Raw genomic sequence first — 16,589 nt, 5'->3', positions numbered from 1 at the left:
GTCAATGTCCTCCTCCACCGCCCGCCGCCTTCGCCGGCGTGAACAGGAAGGTCAGCGGGATGCAGGCGGCGCAGAACACCGCCAGGATCGCGAATACGTCGATATAGGCAAGGATGGTGGCCTGCGAGACGAAGGTCTCGTAGAGCCTGCCGTTGGCGGTTTGCAGCGCCGCCGAGGGCGGCACGCCCGATAGCGCGCTGATCGATTGCGCATTGCGCTGCAACGCGTCCTGGAAGTTCTGCGAGAGCGGCGACATGTGCTCGGACAGATGCGCCATGCGCGCCTGCGCGCGTTCGCGGATCAGCGCGGTCGACACCGAGATGCCGATCGAGCCGGCCACGTTGCGGAACATCGTGAACAGCGCGGAAGCATCGTCGTTGAGGCGCTGCGGGATGGTCAGGTAGGCCAGCGTGGTGATCGGCACGAACAGGAAGCCGATCGCCATCGACTGCGCGCAGCGGATGTACATCAGATGGCGGTAGTCGATGTCGGGCACCAGCGTGCGCGAATAGACCAGCGAGGCGGCCAGCAGCACGAAGCCGGTGCCCACCAGGTAGCGCGTCTGCACGTGCGGCATCAGCCGGCTGACGATCGGGATCTCCATGGTGATCAGGATCGCCCCGGGCGAGAGCACCAGCCCGGCGAGCGTGGCGGTATAGCCGAGCTGCTGCTGGGCGAGCTGCGGCACGATCACGGCGCTGCCGTACAGCACCGCCGCGAACATCGCGATGGTGATGCAGCCGAGCAGGAAGTTGCGGTCGCGCAGGCAGGCCAGGTCCACCACCGGCTTCTTCGCGTAGCGCAGCCAGAGCCCGGCGCCGGTCAGCCCCGCCACCGCCAGCACCGCGAAGATGCGGATGAAGTTCGAGCCGAACCAGTCCTCGTCCTCGCCGCGGTCGAGCATCACCTGCAGGCAGCCCAGGCCGATCGCGATCAGGCCGATGCCGATGTAGTCGATGCGAATGCCGCGCTGGCCGTCGCGCCGCCAGGGCGGGTCCTCCACCAGCTGCATCACCGCCAGCACGGTGAGGATCCCCACCGGCACGTTGAGCAGGAACACCCAGCGCCACGAGAAGGTATCGGTGATCCAGCCGCCCAGGGTCGGCCCCAGCACCGGCGCCACCACGATCGCTATCGCCGAGATCGAGAAGGCGCGGTTGCGCTGCTCGGGCGGGAAGGTGTCGAGGATGATCGACTGCTGGTTCGGCTGCAGGCCGCCGCCGAACAGCCCCTGCAGGATGCGGAACACGATCAGCTGGCCGAGGTTGGTGGCGATCCCGCACAGGAAGGAGCACACCGTGAAGGCCGCGATGCAGATCACGAAGTAGCGCTTGCGGCCCAGCAGCCGGCCCAGGAAGCCCGAGATCGGCAGCACGATGCCGTTGGCCACCAGGTAGGAGGTGAGCGTCCAGGTGGCCTCGTCGTAGCTGGCCGACATGGTGCCGGCGATATGCGGCAGCGCGACGTTGACGATGGTGGTGTCGAGCACCTCCATGAAGGCCGCCAGCGTGACCACGATGGCGATCAGCCAGGGGTTCGAGGCGGGGCGCCAGGCCTGGCCGTCGCCTTTGCCTTGGCCCTTGCCATTCCCGCCGTCGTCGCCCCTGCCCTTTCCATTGCCGTTGCCGCCTTGGTCGGCGGTGACATCCGCGCCGCTCATGGCAGATGCACCGTCGGCTCGACCGACAGGCCCAGGCCGAGCGGTGGATTGGTCGGCATCGGCCCGTCCAGCACGATCTTGACGGGCACGCGCTGCACGATCTTCACGAAGTTGCCGGTGGCGTTCTCGGCCGGGAAGGCCGAGAAGCGCGAGCCGCTGCCGAGCTGGATGCTGTCGACATGGCCGTGCAGGTCGAGATCGGGATAGGCGTCCACCGACACGTCCACCTTGTCGCCGATGCGCATCCGCTCGAGCTGCGATTCCTTGAAGTTGGCGGTGATCCAGATGCGCGGCGTGACCAGCGAGAAGATCGAGCTGCCGGTCTGCAGGAAGCTGCCGAGTTGCACGTTGCGGCGCGTGACCCAGCCGTCCGAGGGCGCGCGGATCTCGCAGTAGGACAGGTTCAGCTCGGCCTGCTCGCGCTGCGCCTGGGCCTGCAGGACCTGCTGGCGACGCTCCTCGATGGTGCTCTCGACCTGGCGCAACTGCTGCGGCACCAGCGCGGCCGTGCGGGCCTGGGCGCGCGCCATCGCCACGTTGGCATCGGCGCTGGCGCTTTGCGCGTCGGCCGCGTCGACCTGCTGCTTCGAGGTGGCGCGCATGTCCACCGCGTGCTGGCGTTCCTGCGCGGCCAGCGCCTGCTTGTAGGTGGCCTCGGCCGATTCGATCTGGGCGCGGGCCTGCGCGTATTGCGCGGGGTACTGCACGCGCGCGATGTCGAGCTGCACCTGCGCCGAACCGAGTTGCGCGCGCGCCAGGCCGAGCTGCGCGTCGGCCGAGTCGAGCTGGGCGCGGTAGTCGCGCGGGTCGATCTGCACCAGCAGGTCGCCGCGATGGACGTAGGTGTTGTCGTCGACGTTCAGGCGCGTGACGTAGCCCGAGACGTGCGGGGCGATGGTGACGGCGTTGCCGTCGGTGTAGGCGTCGTCGGTGCTGACCTGGTTGCGCGTCATCAGCCACCACACCAGCGCGACGATCAGCAGGACCACCACCACCACGGCCAGGATGATGATCGGCTTCTTGCCGGGGCGCTTGCGTTTGCCGTTGCCGTCCTTGCCAGGGTCGTCGTCCGAGTTCTTGTCGTCGCGCTTGTCCTTGCCCTTGCCGCCGTCGCCGCCGTTGCCCGAGCCGCCCTCGTCGTTATTGCCGTCGCCGCCCGTGTTGCAGCGATCGTCACCGTCGCGCGGGCGATCGTTGCCTCCGCCACCATCGCTGCTCGGTGTGTCGGCGTCGCGGTCGTCGGCACTGCGGCCGCCGGCGGCGCGTGCGTCGCCGGCGCCATGGGTTTCACCTTCGCCATCCCGGCTCAGGAACGCGGCGCTGGCACGCGGCATCAAGGGCAATGGAAATACGGTCACTTCGGACATCGCACAGCTCTCCCCAATCGGAATCGCCTCGCACGAGCCCGCGCGAGACAGCATCGGGGCTGCCAAGCAAGCCGCGGGCCCGGCGGCGACCCGGCCGCGCAGCCTTGCCCGACGGGGCGTCGCTGCGATCCCAGCGCGCCGGATGACGCGATGCGGCATCGCGGTTGGCGGTTTTTACAAGCCTTGGCGTCGGCAGGCATGGCCGATGCAGTTTCGCGATGCGAGATGCCGCCGGGCTGCGGCCGCGCAGGCGCCATTTTCACGGCACGGTGCTTGCGCACCTTTCGGCACCAGCACATCGAACCGAGGGAGAACGCGCATGACCACCGTTTCCGACTTCATCGTCGAACGCCTCGCCGAATGGGGCGTCGATCGCATCTACGGCTACCCCGGCGACGGCATCAACGGCCTGTTCGGCGCGCTGAATCGCGCCGGCGGCAAGATCGAATTCATCCAGGCGCGCCACGAGGAGATGGCGGCCTTCATGGCTTCCGCGCATGCAAAATTTACAGGCAAGCTCGGCGTGTGCATCGCCACCTCGGGCCCGGGCGCCTCTCACCTGATCACCGGCCTCTACGACGCGCGGCTCGATCACATGCCGGTGCTGGCGATCGTCGGCCAGCAGGCGCGCGCGGCGATCGGCGGCCATTACCAGCAGGAACTCGACCTGGCGGCGATGTTCAAGGACGTGGCCGGCGCCTTCGTGCAGCAGGCCAGCGTGCCGGGCCAGGTGCGCCACCTGGTCGATCGCGCGGTACGCACCGCGATCGGCGCGCGCACCGTCACCGCGCTGATCCTGCCGAACGACCTGCAGGAGCTCGACTACGCGCCGCCCAAGCGCGCGCACGGCACCGTGCATTCCGGCGTCGGCTACACGCGCCCGAAGGTGGTGCCCTATCCCGAGGACCTGAAGCGCGCCGCCGAGGTGCTCAATGCCGGCTCGAAGGTGGCGATGCTGGTGGGCGCGGGCGCGCTCGGCGCCACCGAGCAGGTGATCGCGGTGGCGGACCGGCTCGGCGCCGGCGCGGCCAAGGCGCTGCTCGGCAAGGCCGCGCTGCCCGACGCGCTGCCCTGGGTGACGGGCTCGATCGGCCTGCTCGGCACCAAGCCCAGCTACGACCTGATGAACGAATGCGACACGCTGCTGATGATCGGCTCCGGCTTCCCCTACGCGGAATTCCTGCCCAAGGAAGGCCAGGCGCGCGGCGTGCAGATCGACCTGAAGGCCGACATGCTGAGCCTGCGCTACCCGATGGAGGTCAACCTGGTGGGCGACGCGGCCGAGACGCTCGACCTGCTGCTGCCCCTGCTCGAGCCGCGCGCCGACCATCGCTGGCGCGAGCGCATCGGCCGCTGGACCGACGAATGGCAGGGCACGCTGGCCAAGCGCGCCGCCGCCGATGCGAGCCCGGGCCGCGGCGTCAATCCGCAGCGCGCCTTCACCGAGCTGTCGCCGCGCCTGCCCGACGACGTGATCCTCACCAGCGATTCGGGCTCCTGCGCGAACTGGTACGCGCGCGACCTGCAGATGCGGCGCGGCATGATGGGTTCCTTGTCGGGCGGGCTGGCGTCGATGGGCGCGGCCGTGCCTTATGCGATCGCCGCCAAGTTCGCGTTTCCGGTCAGGCCGGTGATCGCCATGGTGGGCGACGGCGCGATGCAGATGAACAACATGGCCGAGCTGATCACGGTCGCCAAATACTGGCGGCAATGGGCCGATCCGCGCTGGATCTGCATGGTGCTCAACAACGAGGACCTGAACCAGGTCACCTGGGAACAGCGCGTGATGGAGGGCGACCCGAAGTTCGAGGCCTCGCAGCAGGTGCCGAACGTGCCGTATCACCGCTTCGCCGAGATGATCGGGCTGAAGGGCATCTACGTGGACGACCCGGCGCGCCTGGGCGAAGCCTGGGACGAGGCGCTGGCCTCGCAGCGCCCGGTGGTGCTCGAGGTGAAGAGCGACCCCGAGGTGCCGCCGCTGCCGCCGCACGTCACCTTGCAGCAGGCGAAGCACTTCGCCGAGACGCTGGTGAAGGGCGACCCGCGCGAACGCGGCGTGATCGTCGAGACCGCCAGGCAGGTGCTGTCGGCGGTACTGCCTTCCGGCGGCGGAAACGGCGGCAAATCGGGCGAGTGAGCTCCCCCGCAACCTCTTTCGAAGGAGCCGAAACCATGAGCGAAACCTCATCCTCCTCGCACAAGCCGGCGGCGCACCGGAGTTCGCAAGGCAAGCGCCCCGCCGGCAAGCACTCGACGCGGCGCCCCGGACGCGGGCGCACCGCCGGCTCGCGCTCGCCCAAGCGCTGGTCGGCCGCCGTCAACGCCCGCAGCGACGCGCTCGACATCGAATCCGACATCTTCAAGTCCGACGATCCGAAGGCGATCGCGGCCTCGCTCAAGCGCTCGGCCGAGCACAGCCGGCGCCGCAAGGCCTCGCCGTTCCAGTCGGCCATGTCGATGCTGAACTTCTACGTGAACCGGGCCGGCCGCAACCTGCCGAAATCGCGGCGCACGACGCTGGAGCGTTCCAAGCGGGCGTTGCGCGAGGCCTTCGGCCGCAAGCCGTGACGGCGGCAGGAGGCAAGCGCGGCGGCGCCCACGCTCCGGCGCTTTCGCTTCGCTGACGCTCCCGCGTCAAGCACGGGGGCGAAGCGCCGACCTGCCGGACGAATCGAGAAAATTTTCCATCCCGTGGAATGGACTGCCGCGGCCGGGCGTTATGGACAATACTTCCTCATCCGCCCCGCGACCGCCCCATGAACTTCGCCACCTTCTCCTCGCCGGCCTTCTTCGCCGATCCCTACCCGCTTTATGCGCAGTTGCGCGCCAAGGGCGCCCTGCTCGAACTCGCGCCGAACGTGCGCGTGACGGGCGACTACGCGCTGATCGACGCGCTGCTGCGCGAGCGCCGCGCCGGCAAGACCTACCTGGAGAGCGTGCGCGTGCGCTACGGCGAGGAGCGGGTCGGCATGCCGGTGTTCCAGGTGCTGAGCCGGATGTTCCTGATGATGAACCCGCCGGTGCACACGCGGCTGCGCAAGCTGCTGATGAAGGCCTTCAACGCGCGGCAGATCGAGAACCTGCGCGAGATCGTCGAGGCCTCCACGCATGAACTGCTCGATGCGATCGCCGCCAAGCCCGAGTTCGACTTCGTGGCCGACTACGCGCTGCCGCAGCCGCTCAACGTGATTTGCCGCCTGCTCGACATCCCCTTCGAGGACGGCGCGCGCCTGGGCCGCGCGGCCAGCTGCGTGGCCTCGGCGCTGGACCTGGCGCCGCTCGGCGAGGACATGCTGGCCGAAGCCAACGAAGGCGCGCTGGCGCTGGAGGCCTATTTCGAGGGCGTGATCGAGCAACGTCGCCGCCAGCCCGGCACGGACCTGGTCTCGGCGCTGATCAGCGTGGAGGACGAGGGCGAGACCTTCGACGAGAAGGAGGTGATCGCCAACGTGATGCTGCTGTTCATCGCCGGCCACGAGACCACCTCGAACACCATGGGCAACGCCATGATCGCGCTGTTCCGCAACCCGGAAAGCCTCGCGGCGATGGCGGCCGATCCGGCGCTGGTGCCGGGCGGCGTGGCCGAGCTGGTGCGCTACGACAGCTCGGTGCAGGTGGTGGTGCGCACCGTGTTCGAGGATCTCGAGCTGGAAGGCCATGCGCTGCCGCGCGGCACCCTGCTGTTCCTGCTGGTGGGCGCCTCGAATCGCGATCCGGCGGTGTTCGCCGACCCGGACCGGCTCGACATCCGCCGCGCCAATGCCAAGGCCTCGCTGAGCTTCGGCGGCGGGATCCACTACTGCCTGGGCGCGCGGCTCGCGCAGATGGAACTGGAAACCGCGATCGGCGCGATGCTGGCGCGCTTCCCGAAGCTGAGCCCGGTCGATCTGGACCGGCTCGAATGGCATCACCGCAACAACCTGCGCGGCGTGAAGGCGCTGCCGATGCGGACCGGCACGAACTGAATGCCATCGCGCCCGGGCCGCCCAGGCCCGGGCCATCGCGCTTCGCGGCTTCCTGCTTCACCCCCTCCTTACGATTTCCCGACGCGCGCGCTGCCCACGCGCCGAAACTTCGCGTTTCGCGATCGTGGTTCGTCTTCGCCGCCCGCTTCGCTGCCTCGCCGCGTTAAACCTGCTATCTGGCCGGTATTGTCCCGAGGCGTCACGCCGGACCGCCGCCCTTCGCGCCGATCGACGATCCGTCACCACGCCCTCTGGCTCATACACGGGAACCGCTGTCCATGCCGCCTCCGTCAGTCACCAACTCGACCCGGATCAACCAGCCGTCCACCACGACCGGCGGGGAGAGTCGACAGACCAACGGCCCCTCGCCACGGGCCAGCGGCGCGGCGAGCCAGCAGGGCGCCGGATCGGGCTCGCTGCAGGCGCTGAACACGCTGCGGCGGCAGCAACGCGTCACCACGCCGAGCGCGAACCTGAGGCAGCGCCGGGCCAGCCTGGAATCGATGGCCAGTTCGGCGTCGCACGATTCGGCCGGTTCGGCCGAGGGCTCGCAACTGCCGATGTCGCCGCACATGGCGGCGCTGCTGGCCGGTTCGGACGGCGCCGAGCCCGCCGCGCCGCGCCCGCCGGTTGCGGATGGCGCGGATAGCGCACAGCCGCAGCACGACGACGCACCGCCGTCCTACGAATCGCTGTTCGGCCCGGGGCCGTATCCCGAGGTGGCATCGCCGTCCACCTCGGCGCAGTCGCCCGCGCAATCGTCCTCGCCGCCGCCGGTGCCGCCGCGCCCCGTCGAGACATCCGCCGCGCCTGCCCGTCCGCAGACGCCGCCGCCCCCTCCCCCGCCGCCGCGACCGCCGGCCATGCAATCGCGTCCCCAGACGCCACCGCCACCGGTTCCGCCGCGTCCGACGACCACCCAGGCGCGTCCCCAGACGCCGCCGCCACCGGTGCCGCCTCGGCCGACGAGTCCCCAGGCGCGCCCGCAGACACCGCCGCCGCCCGTGCCGCCTCGGCCGACGGCCGCGCAAGCGCGCCCGCAAACGCCGCCGCCGGCACCTCCGCGTCCGCCCATGCCGCCGATCGGGATTCCCCCCATGGCGCCCGGTGCGACCTTGCCGGCCTACTCGGCGCCGGAACCATTGCCCGGCTATTCGCAGTTCCCGCCCGAACCGAGCCAGAACGCCAATCAATGGGCCAGCCAACTCACGGTGATGAGCCAGTTCGGCGCGTCCGGCCCCGGCCATATCGACGACCTGCTGCAACTGATGGGCGGCCGCCCGATCAGCGACGCCAACGCGGGCCGCGTGAGCGTGGCCGAGCTGAACCAGGCCGACCGGCCGATGGTGGCCGCGCAGGCCGTGGTCCAGCTCGACAACGCGATGACGAAGATGGATGACGCCTCGCTTTCGGGCAAGGACATGCACGACGCGATCGCGGCCACCCAGCACATCGAGCCGGTGCAATTGCGCGCGGCCACGATGGCAAGGCTTGCCGAGCTGCTGAAAAAGGTCGATACGCGCGAAGCGCACCAGAGCGCGTTCAAGGCGATCAGCGACCAGGTCCATACCCTGCCGCCCGAGGCGCGCATGCAGGTGCTGAAGGGCCTGGGCGAGCACGCCTTCCACCCGAGCTTCTCCGGCGGCCCCGAGGCGATGCGCGACGGCACCGCGAACATCCACACCGTGCTCGGCCATCTCGCGCAGATCCCGCCGGAAGCGCGTTCGCCGAGGGAAACGGCCGTGGCGCTCGACGTGATGATCGGCTGGATGCCGAACCTGATGTCGGAAACGCCCGCGAGCCACTGGCAGCCGGTGATGGATTCGCTGATGAAGGAAGCCGGCAAGCTGCCGGAATCCGAGAGCGGCCTCATCAAGAACACGGTCGCGACCATTGCCGGCCATATGCAGCCGGGCGGCGCGCTGCACGGCATGGGCGTGCTGCATCCGAACGACCTGCAGAACATGCTGCTGGTGGTGCCGGATCACCTCAAGCCGCACGCGCACTCGGACGACGAGTGAGGCCGGGCGGCCCCGCCGCCGGGTGATGCCGGGGCGGCGGAGCCGCCAGCGCGACCGGCTCGACCGCGCGCCGCGTCACGGCGCGGGTTCGTGCCTGCCCGCAAGGCCCGGGCGCCGCTGACTCGTCGTTCCGGAGCGCCGGACATTCTTCGCGCTCACCTGCGCGCGCGGCCGGCGATCGGTCACGGCCGCCCGACCCGTTAGAATTCCGCACTTTCCACGCATTCACCTCAACCTGCCCACCCAGCGATGCCTTCCGCTCCCGCACACCACGGCGCAGACGACGCCCCCGTCCACGATCTCGTCTACGGCCCCAACGACCGCCCCTCGCCGGCGGTGGCCTTCGTCGCCGCGCTCCAGCACCTGCTGGCGATCCTGGTGCCGATCGTCACGCCGGGCCTCTTGATCTGCCAGGCGCTGAACGTGCCGACCCGCGACACCACGCTGATCGTGTCGATGTCGCTGGTGATTTCGGGCATCGCCACCTTCCTGCAATGCCGCCGCTTCGGCCCGCTCGGCGCGGGCCTGCTGATCGTGCAGGGCACCAGCTTCAACTTCGTCGGCCCCCTGATCGCCGGCGGCAGCCTGATGGTGAAGCAGGGCACGCCGGTGGAAACGGTGATGGCCGCCATCTTCGGCGTGGTGATCGCGGGCTCCTTCGTGGAGATGGCGGTGTCGCGCATCCTGCCCTTCATCAAGCGGCTGATCACGCCGCTGGTGACCGGCATCGTGGTGCTGCTGATCGGCCTCACGCTGATCAAGGTCGGCCTGGTCAGCATGGGCGGCGGCTACGGCGCGATGGCCAAGGGCACGTTCGCGAGCGCGCAGAACCTCACGCTGTCCTGCCTGGTGCTGGGCACCATCGTCGTGCTGAACCGCGTGCCGATCGTCTGGGTGCGCAGCACGGCGCTGGTGATCGCGCTGGCCGTCGGCTATCTCGCCGCCGCCGCGATGGGCCGGCTCGACTTCACCGGCGCGCGCGAGGCCGCGCTGTTCCAGGTGCCCACGCCGTTGCATTTCGGCATCGGCTTCTCGTGGTCGCTGTTCGTGCCGATGCTGATCATCTACGTGGTCACCTCGCTGGAGGCGATCGGCGACGTGACGGCCACCAGCAAGGTGTCGCGCGAGCCGGTGGAAGGACCGTTGTGGATGCAACGAATCAAGGGCGGCGTGCTGGTGAACGGCGCGAACTCGCTACTGGCCGGCGTGTTCAATACCTTCCCGAGTTCGGTGTTCGCGCAGAACAACGGGGTGATCCAGCTGACCGGCATCGCCAGCCGCCACGTGGGCGTGTGGATCGCCGGCATGCTGGTGGTGCTGGGGCTGTTCCCGGCGGTGGCCGGCGTGCTGCAGGCGGTGCCGGAGCCGGTGCTGGGCGGCGCGGCAATGGTGATGTTCGGCGCGGTGGCCGCTTCGGGCATCAACATCCTGGCCGGCGTGAAGCTCGACCGGCGCGCGCTGCTGATCATCGCGGTATCGCTGGCGCTCGGGCTGGGTGTCTCCCAGGTCCCGGAAATCCTCACCAATCTGCCGCATGCGCTGAAGAACGTGCTGGCTTCGGGCGTGGCCACCGGCGGGCTGTGCGCGTTGTTGATGAACTGGTTCCTGCCGGAGAGGAAGTAGGCCGCGCTGCGGCATCCCTCCCTCGTCATCAAGCTGTTCCTGGCCTTGCCGGTGTTCGGCTGAACCCGCGTTCCGCCCTTACAAAATTAAGCTGTACAAACATGGCGAGACGCGTAGCATGGTTCGCAGCGATGCCGTCCTCCTGTCGACGGCATCGCGCCCGGCTTGCGCGGCAATGCGCGATTTCGCCGGGCCGTGGCCGATCCAGCACCGCGATCCCGGTTGACGATCGGCCCGCCGCAACCCATGCGGCCCAGCCCCTTGTTCCAGGGGGCCAGCTCACCGTCCTGCCCGCCTCCGGATCACGCCCGCCAAGCGGCACAACCTCGTGCCGATACGCCCGATCAGCCTTGCTCCAGCCGCGCGCCGGGGATGCAGGAGTCACGCCATGAAAAAATCCGAACTGCTTCGATCGATTCGAAGCGACAGCTCAGCCTTCGTCGACCGGCATCTGCCCGCCAGCGCGCAAGCCGAGCTGCAACGCCTGATCGGCGAGCGACGCTGCGAGGTGGACGTCGACACCTTCCTGATGTTCGCGTCGATCCGCGAAAGCCTGGGCAGGAATGGCGCGGGCAACAGGCAGACCGACCGCGAGGCCAGCGAGATCATGGCGCTGCTGTGTGTCGGCGACGCCTGACCGATCCGGCGAAAGGAGGGATTCCATGTCGACCATGGCAAACGAGTTTCGTGTCGATCCGACACCCCGTCGCGCGGACGGCGAATATATCGCGCACGCGCGCATCAGTTCGAATCGCCTGGATGGCGTCGAATACGATGTGTACCTGAGTGGGGATCTGGCAGGCTTCGAGCTGCGCGAGGACGCGATCGCCTATGCCCGGAATTGGGCCCGGGCCTGGCTGCAGGCAGCTCACGGTTGAGCGCGCGCGGCGGGCTTGGCTTGGCGGCGCGAATTCAGCCGCGCGTGTCGATCCACTGGCTGGCCCAGCGATCGGAATAACCCAGGGCGGCCTCTTCGGTGCCGAAGTAATCGAGCGAGTAGAACTCGTAGAGTGCCGGTTCGCCGTGGCGCTCCACGCGCCGGAGCGTCAGGTTCGAGGAAAAGCTGCCGTCAGGAAGACGGTGGACCGAGGGCGAGACCGCATAACCGCGGTAGTGTCGAGTAGTCGTGACTTGCATGATAAGTAGAAAATTTCATGAGCATGGATTGGGTGTGACACGGGCTCGGCATGGCGCCGATGGATGGTCAGGAATCCTGCTGTTCAGGGATAGCACTGCCGGCGCGATGGGCACGGCGAGTGGATAGGTTGCTGGCGGGATCAGGCCAGGCTCGCATCGGGCGAGACTTGAAACTGCGTGAAGATCCACGAGCGAGCGACGCGGATACGGGCGTATCCGCCAATCGCACTTGAAGCGGGAGCGCGTCGACGCGCCGGCACGAGAGCCGTGCCGTGCCCGTCGATGCGCCTGGCGTCAGCGCCGGAAGTTCCTGGGGCTGGGCGCGCCCATCGAGGCGCGTTCGTCCTTGTGCCGATAGTTGATACGGCCCTTGGTCAGGTCGTACATCGACATCTCGAGCCGAACACGATCACCGGCAAGAATGCGGATGTGATTCTTCTTCAGGCGGCCCGATGCATAAGCGGCCACCACGGCGCCGTTCTCGAGCGTCACGCGATAGCGGCTGTCGGGCAGCACTTCGTCGACGACGCCATCCAGTTCCAGTAGTTCTTCCTTTGCCAAATTCGCTTCTCCAATGACGGGACAGGTGAATCAGAGTGCCTTGATGTTGCTCGCCTGGAGCCCCTTGGGGCCCATCTTCGTTTCGAAGCTCACGCGCTGGCCTTCGACCAGGGTGCGGAAGCCGTCACCGCGAATTTCGGAAAAGTGAGCGAAGAGATCATCCTTGCTGTTGTCCGGCGCGATGAAGCCGAAACCCTTGCTGTCGTTGAACCACTTGACGATACCGGTGTCCATGAAAATCCTTTGATATTGAGTAGACGTACAGAGCCACGCGCCCTGTTCGAGCACGCAAAAGAATCAAGGAGGGAGAGGACAACGAATACCGCGGTGGAGCGGTCAGTGATGAGCAGCAATCGCGCTTCTTGTAGACTTCAGCGGCAGACCTTACGCGTAACGGCCGAATTGGTCAAGTGATTTCGCTCGCGGCATCGCTTCGTCGTACCCAGGAATCGCGCGCCGAGGATCGGGGGCAGGACGCTCACCTGCTTGCCTGCTCGCTCGCGAGCGAACGCGGCGAGGGCCCCGGCCGAGCCAAATATAAATTGCGCGCGGCGCCGTTTCTCGCCGAACAAGCGGAGTATGATGAATCACGCTTCGGGGACATGCCTCTCGCCGGGCCTCTCCGCCCCGACGTTCCTCATCCCCTGTCCCGCTCGTCGATCACTCGACTGTCTCTCTCATCACCCGCTGCCAGCCACGCCACGCGCCGGCAGCCCGTCACGATTCATTGCTTCAGCCCACGCGGCTCGCCAGGAGGCGAACATGAGCATGCACCTCTATCGCGGATTCGAGATCTATCCGCTGATCTATCCCCACGCCAAGCCGGCCGCAGGCTCGGGCCGCAACTATGACGACGGCTTCGACGCGGCCGTCAAGATCTGCCTGCGCGGCACCGAGCTGACCTGCAGCGACACCTTCAAGCTGAGCGAGGCATCCCCATTCCTGACCGCCGGTGCCGCGCGTCGCGCCTCGCTCGAATTCGCACAAGGCGTGATCGACCGGCACGACGGCGAGAACTGGATGCCCTCATAACTTTTCACCAGGCAAATATGACCAAAGTCGTGCTGAAGGCTGACGAACCCGTCGAGGTCGCGCTGCGTCGATTTCGCCGCGAAATCCAGAAAACCGGCCTGATCCAGGAACTGCGCGCCCGAGGCGCCTACGAGAAGCCGACCACGCAACGCAAGCGCAAGCTCGCCAGCGCGGTATCCCGGCAACGCGCCCGGCTCAGGCGCGCGAAACTGCCACCGAAGCTGTATTGAGGAACACGACATGGAAGCCAGGCAAGTGGCAGGCCGAACCTACTTCGCCTTGACGCGTTGCGAAGTCGACTTCAATCCCGCGCTCGACCGGGTCACCTTGCTGCCGACCTACTACGCGTTCGGCTGCGAGTATGGCAATCGCGGATTCATGCTCGATCGCAACGATGCGCTCGAGCTGATCGCCGCCATCGAGAAAGCGCTGAGCGTCGACGGCAACCCCGCCGTCGGTCGTCCCCCGTCACGCTCCTGATCTTCCAAGGCATCTCATCCGCATGAACACCGACGCCAGCTCACCGAATCGAAACGATCTCCTGCACCTGCTTCGCGAGGCTCACGCTTCGGGAGAGGGAATGGAGCGCCGCTTGCGGCATCTCCTGGCCCAGGATTCGCACGCCGCTGGAGGCCAGGCGATGCAAACCCTGCTTGCCCAGACGATCGAGCAACAAGGCCTGCTGAGCGCCGCCGTGAGCCGGATCGAGGATACCCAGACCTCGACGCTTCCCGGATCGCCGGATACCTCGACGAGCCCGGCACACGTGAACCCCGGCGCCACCAATGCGCAGGACACTCACGCGCTGCTCGACCTGCGCGAGGACATGCTGCGCGAAGTCGAGCTCTACGCCGAGCTGATCGAGACCGCGGAATCCACCGGATTCTTCGAAACCAAGTTCGTCTGCGAAGGCATCCTGTCCCGGAAGTCGGCGACGATCGAATGGCTGGCAACGCAGCAACAGCCAGACCGATGATCGCGACATGGCGCCCAGCCCGGCCGGAAAGCCAGCACTCGTGAAGTACGTCACCCTGCTGTACTTTCTCGTCGTCGCCCAGCTGGCCGCGAAGCAGCAGCTGGATTCGTGGCTACCCGTCGCGCAGTTGGTGGCCCTGCTTCACGGCTGGATCGACGAACACCAGATGAAATGCGACTGGCGCGACCGGATCTGGCTCGGCAAGGCCTCGCTCGAGGTGGCGCGATCCATGCATGCCGCGTATGGCCCCGGCTTCGTCGTTCCGTTCCTGTCCACGGTGGACGAATCGCGAAAAACGGCCGGCGACGCAAACGAAAAGCGCTCCATCCTCAGGACCGCCTGCTTCCATTACCTCACGCGCAAGCTCTAGCGCGCCGGGCCCGCTCCCGGGCGGCTGTCGTATGGCGCGAACAGCTCCACCACCCAATCCACGAACACCCTGAGGCGGGCGCTGTTGTACCGCGCCTGCGCGAACACCACATGCACCGGCTGCACCGGCCGCGTCCACTTCGGCAGGATCCGCACCAGCTCGCCGCGTGCCACCGCCGGCTGCGCCATGAAGGCGAAGGTCTGGCCGATGCCGAGCCCGCTGACCAGCGAGGTCAGATGCGCCGTGCTTTCGTTCACGCAGACCGCGCGCGCGCCCTTGGGCTCGACCGTGAACCGTTCGCCGCCGCGCTCGAACAGCATCGGGAACGGCCGGCCGGTCAGCGAGGAAAAATAGCCGGAAAGTTCATGCCCTTCGCGCAGATCGTCGGGATGCCCCGGTGTTCCGCGTTCGGCGAGATAGGCCGCGCTGGCGTAGGTGCCCCATCCGAGGCTGGCGATGCGCCGCGCGACCAGCGAGGCATCGCTCAGCTCACCGCCGCGGATCACGCAATCGACACCTTCGCCGATCAGGTCGGCATGCCGGTCGCTCACGCCCACGTCGAGCTGGATGTCGGGGAAGCGGCGCCGGAATTCGGGCAGGCGCGGCAGCAGGATCAGGTTCGCGAACGACGAGCCGATATCGACGCGCACACGCCCGCGCGGCTTGCCGTGCACATCGGCGAAGCGCCCGTCCATCTCGTCGAGGTCGGCCAGCAGCTTCACGGCGTTGCGGTAATAGCTCTGCCCTTCCTCCGTCACCACCACCTTGCGCGTCGAGCGCTGGAACAGCTTCACGCGCAGATGCGTCTCCAGCTCCTGGATCAGCTTCGATACCGTGGCGCGCGGCACGTCGAGCGTATCGGCGGCCTTGCCGAAGCCGCCCGACTCGGCGATGCGCACGAAAACGCGTAACGCCAGCAATTGGTCCATGCCCTTTCCTTTTTCCGGTCAGGCGCCAGTCTATCTATTATCCACACACATGGAAAATCAATTCGAAGAATGGCTATTTTTCTCTGACAAGGAAATATTTATCGTTACGCCATCGACACTCATCAACCGGAGAAGATCATGAGCAAGCGACTGGAAGGCAAGGTGGCACTGGTAACGGGCGGCACGAGCGGGATCGGCCTGGCCACCGCGAAGGACCTGGCGGCGCAAGGCGCGCGCGTCATCATCACGGGCCGCCGCCAGGCGGAACTCGACCAGGCGGTGGCGGCGCTCGGCCAGGGCGTGCGCGGCGTGCGCAGCGACGTGACGCGCTCGGCCGATCTCGACGCGCTGTTCGAGACGATCCGCGCCACCGAAGGCCGACTCGACGTGCTGTTCACCAACGCCGGCGGCGGCTCGATGGCCGCGCTCGGCGAGATCAGCGAGCAGCATTTCGACGACACCTTCGAGCGCAACGTCAAGGCGGTGGTGTTCACCGTGCAGAAGGCCCTGCCGCTGATGCCGCAAGGCGCCTCGATCATCCTGAACGGCTCGATCGCGGGCTCGACGGGTACCCAGGCCTTCAGCATCTACGGCGCCTCGAAGGCCGCCGTGCGCGCGCTGGCACGCAGCTGGGTGCTGGACCTGAAGGAGCGCGGCATCCGCGTCAACGTGGTGAGCCCCGGCTCGACGCGCACCATCGGCCTGGCCGAGCTCGGCGGCGATACCCAGGAAGGCCAGGACGGCCTGCTCGCCTACCTCGCCTCGCTGGTGCCGATCGGCCGCCTGGCCGATCCGTCGGAGATCGCCAAGGTGGTCAGCTTCCTCGCCTCGGACGATTCGAGCTTCATCAACGGCGCGGAAATCACCGCCGACGGCGGCCAGGCCCAGGTCTGAAACGCCCGGTCGATCGATACCCGGCCGCCCGCGATGGGCATGAGGCATGCATCG

The 16,589-nt window shown here is 67.8% G+C and carries 20 protein-coding genes; 13 read left to right on the top strand and 7 right to left on the bottom strand.

Annotated features, from left to right (window positions below; genetic code table 11):
- Window position 1: 1 nt before the first annotated feature.
- Both F3J10_RS04850 and F3J10_RS04845 read right to left on the bottom strand, forming a co-directional pair.
- The gene (locus tag F3J10_RS04850) at window positions 2–1,660 is read right to left on the bottom strand and encodes a DHA2 family efflux MFS transporter permease subunit (RefSeq protein ID WP_167232262.1); all 1,659 of its coding nucleotides are present in this window, start codon (window positions 1,658–1,660) and stop codon (window positions 2–4) included.
- On the bottom strand, window positions 1,657–3,027 hold the full coding sequence (locus F3J10_RS04845; protein WP_167241318.1) for an HlyD family secretion protein: 1,371 nt from the start codon (window positions 3,025–3,027) through the stop codon (window positions 1,657–1,659). The genes F3J10_RS04850 and F3J10_RS04845 overlap by 4 nt, the downstream gene beginning before the upstream one ends.
- 319 nt (window positions 3,028–3,346) lie before the next feature.
- Between F3J10_RS04845 and F3J10_RS04840 the strand changes: the two genes are divergently transcribed.
- The 3 genes from F3J10_RS04840 (at window position 3,347) to F3J10_RS04830 (ending at window position 6,992) form a co-directional block, all read left to right on the top strand.
- Entirely contained in the window at window positions 3,347–5,164 is a 1,818-nt protein-coding gene (locus tag F3J10_RS04840; protein WP_167241315.1) for a thiamine pyrophosphate-requiring protein, read from the top strand.
- Between the two features lie 35 nt (window positions 5,165–5,199).
- Window positions 5,200–5,595 (top strand): DUF3175 domain-containing protein, encoded by a 396-nt coding sequence (locus F3J10_RS04835; RefSeq protein WP_025099542.1) that lies wholly within the window; start codon window positions 5,200–5,202, stop codon window positions 5,593–5,595.
- 188 nt (window positions 5,596–5,783) lie between these two features.
- Window positions 5,784–6,992, top strand: coding sequence for a cytochrome P450 (locus F3J10_RS04830; protein WP_046581118.1), 1,209 nt, complete (start codon window positions 5,784–5,786; stop codon window positions 6,990–6,992).
- A 256-nt stretch (window positions 6,993–7,248) separates the two neighbouring features.
- On the opposite strand, the gene F3J10_RS04825 is transcribed toward F3J10_RS04830, so the two are convergent.
- A complete protein-coding gene (locus F3J10_RS04825; protein WP_167153658.1) occupies window positions 7,249–7,566 on the bottom strand; it encodes a hypothetical protein in 318 nt (105 codons plus the stop codon).
- Window positions 7,567–8,089: 523 nt separating this feature from the next.
- On the opposite strand from F3J10_RS04825, the gene F3J10_RS04820 reads away from it, so the two are divergent.
- From F3J10_RS04820 to F3J10_RS04805, 4 genes are all read left to right on the top strand, one after another.
- Complete coding sequence (locus F3J10_RS04820) at window positions 8,090–9,013, top strand: hypothetical protein (RefSeq protein ID WP_096752199.1); 924 nt, start codon at window positions 8,090–8,092, stop codon at window positions 9,011–9,013.
- Window positions 9,014–9,262: 249 nt separating this feature from the next.
- Window positions 9,263–10,636: a uracil-xanthine permease family protein gene (locus F3J10_RS04815; RefSeq protein WP_105827722.1), complete on the top strand. Its 1,374-nt coding sequence runs from the start codon at window positions 9,263–9,265 to the stop codon at window positions 10,634–10,636.
- 388 nt (window positions 10,637–11,024) lie between these two features.
- Window positions 11,025–11,273, top strand: a complete 249-nt coding sequence (locus F3J10_RS04810; protein ID WP_166912722.1) for a hypothetical protein — start codon at window positions 11,025–11,027, stop codon at window positions 11,271–11,273.
- A 25-nt stretch (window positions 11,274–11,298) separates the two neighbouring features.
- Window positions 11,299–11,514 (top strand): hypothetical protein, encoded by a 216-nt coding sequence (locus F3J10_RS04805; RefSeq protein ID WP_166912723.1) that lies wholly within the window; start codon window positions 11,299–11,301, stop codon window positions 11,512–11,514.
- A 34-nt stretch (window positions 11,515–11,548) separates the two neighbouring features.
- On the opposite strand, the gene F3J10_RS04800 is transcribed toward F3J10_RS04805, so the two are convergent.
- From F3J10_RS04800 to F3J10_RS04790, 3 genes are all read right to left on the bottom strand, one after another.
- Window positions 11,549–11,773, bottom strand: coding sequence for a hypothetical protein (locus F3J10_RS04800; RefSeq protein WP_166912724.1), 225 nt, complete (start codon window positions 11,771–11,773; stop codon window positions 11,549–11,551).
- Between the two features lie 294 nt (window positions 11,774–12,067).
- Complete coding sequence (infA, locus tag F3J10_RS04795; protein ID WP_166912725.1) at window positions 12,068–12,334, bottom strand: translation initiation factor IF-1; 267 nt, start codon at window positions 12,332–12,334, stop codon at window positions 12,068–12,070.
- A gap of 30 nt (window positions 12,335–12,364) precedes the next feature.
- Window positions 12,365–12,568 carry a cold-shock protein gene (locus F3J10_RS04790; RefSeq protein WP_025099552.1) on the bottom strand — a complete coding sequence of 68 codons (204 nt, stop codon included), beginning with the start codon at window positions 12,566–12,568 and terminating at the stop codon, window positions 12,365–12,367.
- 528 nt (window positions 12,569–13,096) lie between these two features.
- Between F3J10_RS04790 and F3J10_RS04785 the strand changes: the two genes are divergently transcribed.
- Genes F3J10_RS04785 through F3J10_RS04765 form a run of 5 tightly spaced genes read left to right on the top strand, consistent with a single transcriptional unit; the run spans window position 13,097 to window position 14,712 of the window.
- The gene (locus F3J10_RS04785) at window positions 13,097–13,366 is read left to right on the top strand and encodes a hypothetical protein (protein WP_036028332.1); all 270 of its coding nucleotides are present in this window, start codon (window positions 13,097–13,099) and stop codon (window positions 13,364–13,366) included.
- A 17-nt stretch (window positions 13,367–13,383) separates the two neighbouring features.
- Complete coding sequence (gene rpsU, locus F3J10_RS04780; RefSeq protein WP_013688880.1) at window positions 13,384–13,596, top strand: 30S ribosomal protein S21; 213 nt, start codon at window positions 13,384–13,386, stop codon at window positions 13,594–13,596.
- A 10-nt stretch (window positions 13,597–13,606) separates the two neighbouring features.
- A complete protein-coding gene (locus tag F3J10_RS04775) occupies window positions 13,607–13,846 on the top strand; it encodes a hypothetical protein (protein WP_013688879.1) in 240 nt (79 codons plus the stop codon).
- A 22-nt stretch (window positions 13,847–13,868) separates the two neighbouring features.
- Window positions 13,869–14,342, top strand: a complete 474-nt coding sequence (locus F3J10_RS04770) for a hypothetical protein (RefSeq protein WP_167241313.1) — start codon at window positions 13,869–13,871, stop codon at window positions 14,340–14,342.
- Window positions 14,343–14,382: 40 nt separating this feature from the next.
- Complete coding sequence (locus F3J10_RS04765) at window positions 14,383–14,712, top strand: hypothetical protein (RefSeq protein ID WP_345791189.1); 330 nt, start codon at window positions 14,383–14,385, stop codon at window positions 14,710–14,712.
- On the opposite strand, the gene F3J10_RS04760 is transcribed toward F3J10_RS04765, so the two are convergent.
- Entirely contained in the window at window positions 14,709–15,641 is a 933-nt protein-coding gene (locus F3J10_RS04760; protein ID WP_167241309.1) for a LysR family transcriptional regulator, read from the bottom strand. The two genes, F3J10_RS04765 and F3J10_RS04760, sit on opposite strands and share 4 nt — an antisense overlap.
- Window positions 15,642–15,779: 138 nt before the next feature.
- Between F3J10_RS04760 and F3J10_RS04755 the strand changes: the two genes are divergently transcribed.
- Complete coding sequence (locus F3J10_RS04755) at window positions 15,780–16,535, top strand: SDR family oxidoreductase (protein WP_013688875.1); 756 nt, start codon at window positions 15,780–15,782, stop codon at window positions 16,533–16,535.
- The last annotated feature ends 54 nt before the right edge of the window (window positions 16,536–16,589 follow it).

This window comes from Burkholderia sp. Cy-637, assembly GCF_011753175.1.
GTDB classification, from domain to species: domain Bacteria; phylum Pseudomonadota; class Gammaproteobacteria; order Burkholderiales; family Burkholderiaceae; genus Burkholderia; species Burkholderia gladioli.
Note: the sequence above shows the minus strand (reverse complement) of the source record. Positions and strands in the feature narration are given on the sequence as shown.

Excerpts from the sequence above, each read along its gene's own strand:
- F3J10_RS04850 (WP_167232262.1), bottom strand. The coding sequence starts at position 1,660 with ATGAGCGGCGCGGATGTCACCGCCGACCAAGGCGGCAACGGCAATGGA.
- F3J10_RS04845 (WP_167241318.1), bottom strand. The coding sequence starts at position 3,027 with ATGTCCGAAGTGACCGTATTTCCATTGCCCTTGATGCCGCGTGCCAGC.
- F3J10_RS04840 (WP_167241315.1), top strand. The coding sequence starts at position 3,347 with ATGACCACCGTTTCCGACTTCATCGTCGAACGCCTCGCCGAATGGGGC.
- F3J10_RS04835 (WP_025099542.1), top strand. The coding sequence starts at position 5,200 with ATGAGCGAAACCTCATCCTCCTCGCACAAGCCGGCGGCGCACCGGAGT.
- F3J10_RS04830 (WP_046581118.1), top strand. The coding sequence starts at position 5,784 with ATGAACTTCGCCACCTTCTCCTCGCCGGCCTTCTTCGCCGATCCCTAC.
- F3J10_RS04825 (WP_167153658.1), bottom strand. The coding sequence starts at position 7,566 with ATGTGCGGCGACATCGGCAGTTGCGAGCCCTCGGCCGAACCGGCCGAA.
- F3J10_RS04820 (WP_096752199.1), top strand. The coding sequence starts at position 8,090 with ATGGCGCCCGGTGCGACCTTGCCGGCCTACTCGGCGCCGGAACCATTG.
- F3J10_RS04815 (WP_105827722.1), top strand. The coding sequence starts at position 9,263 with ATGCCTTCCGCTCCCGCACACCACGGCGCAGACGACGCCCCCGTCCAC.
- F3J10_RS04810 (WP_166912722.1), top strand. The coding sequence starts at position 11,025 with ATGAAAAAATCCGAACTGCTTCGATCGATTCGAAGCGACAGCTCAGCC.
- F3J10_RS04805 (WP_166912723.1), top strand. The coding sequence starts at position 11,299 with ATGTCGACCATGGCAAACGAGTTTCGTGTCGATCCGACACCCCGTCGC.
- F3J10_RS04800 (WP_166912724.1), bottom strand. The coding sequence starts at position 11,773 with ATGCAAGTCACGACTACTCGACACTACCGCGGTTATGCGGTCTCGCCC.
- F3J10_RS04790 (WP_025099552.1), bottom strand. The coding sequence starts at position 12,568 with ATGGACACCGGTATCGTCAAGTGGTTCAACGACAGCAAGGGTTTCGGC.
- F3J10_RS04785 (WP_036028332.1), top strand. The coding sequence starts at position 13,097 with ATGAGCATGCACCTCTATCGCGGATTCGAGATCTATCCGCTGATCTAT.
- rpsU (WP_013688880.1), top strand. The coding sequence starts at position 13,384 with ATGACCAAAGTCGTGCTGAAGGCTGACGAACCCGTCGAGGTCGCGCTG.
- F3J10_RS04775 (WP_013688879.1), top strand. The coding sequence starts at position 13,607 with ATGGAAGCCAGGCAAGTGGCAGGCCGAACCTACTTCGCCTTGACGCGT.
- F3J10_RS04770 (WP_167241313.1), top strand. The coding sequence starts at position 13,869 with ATGAACACCGACGCCAGCTCACCGAATCGAAACGATCTCCTGCACCTG.
- F3J10_RS04760 (WP_167241309.1), bottom strand. The coding sequence starts at position 15,641 with ATGGACCAATTGCTGGCGTTACGCGTTTTCGTGCGCATCGCCGAGTCG.
- F3J10_RS04755 (WP_013688875.1), top strand. The coding sequence starts at position 15,780 with ATGAGCAAGCGACTGGAAGGCAAGGTGGCACTGGTAACGGGCGGCACG.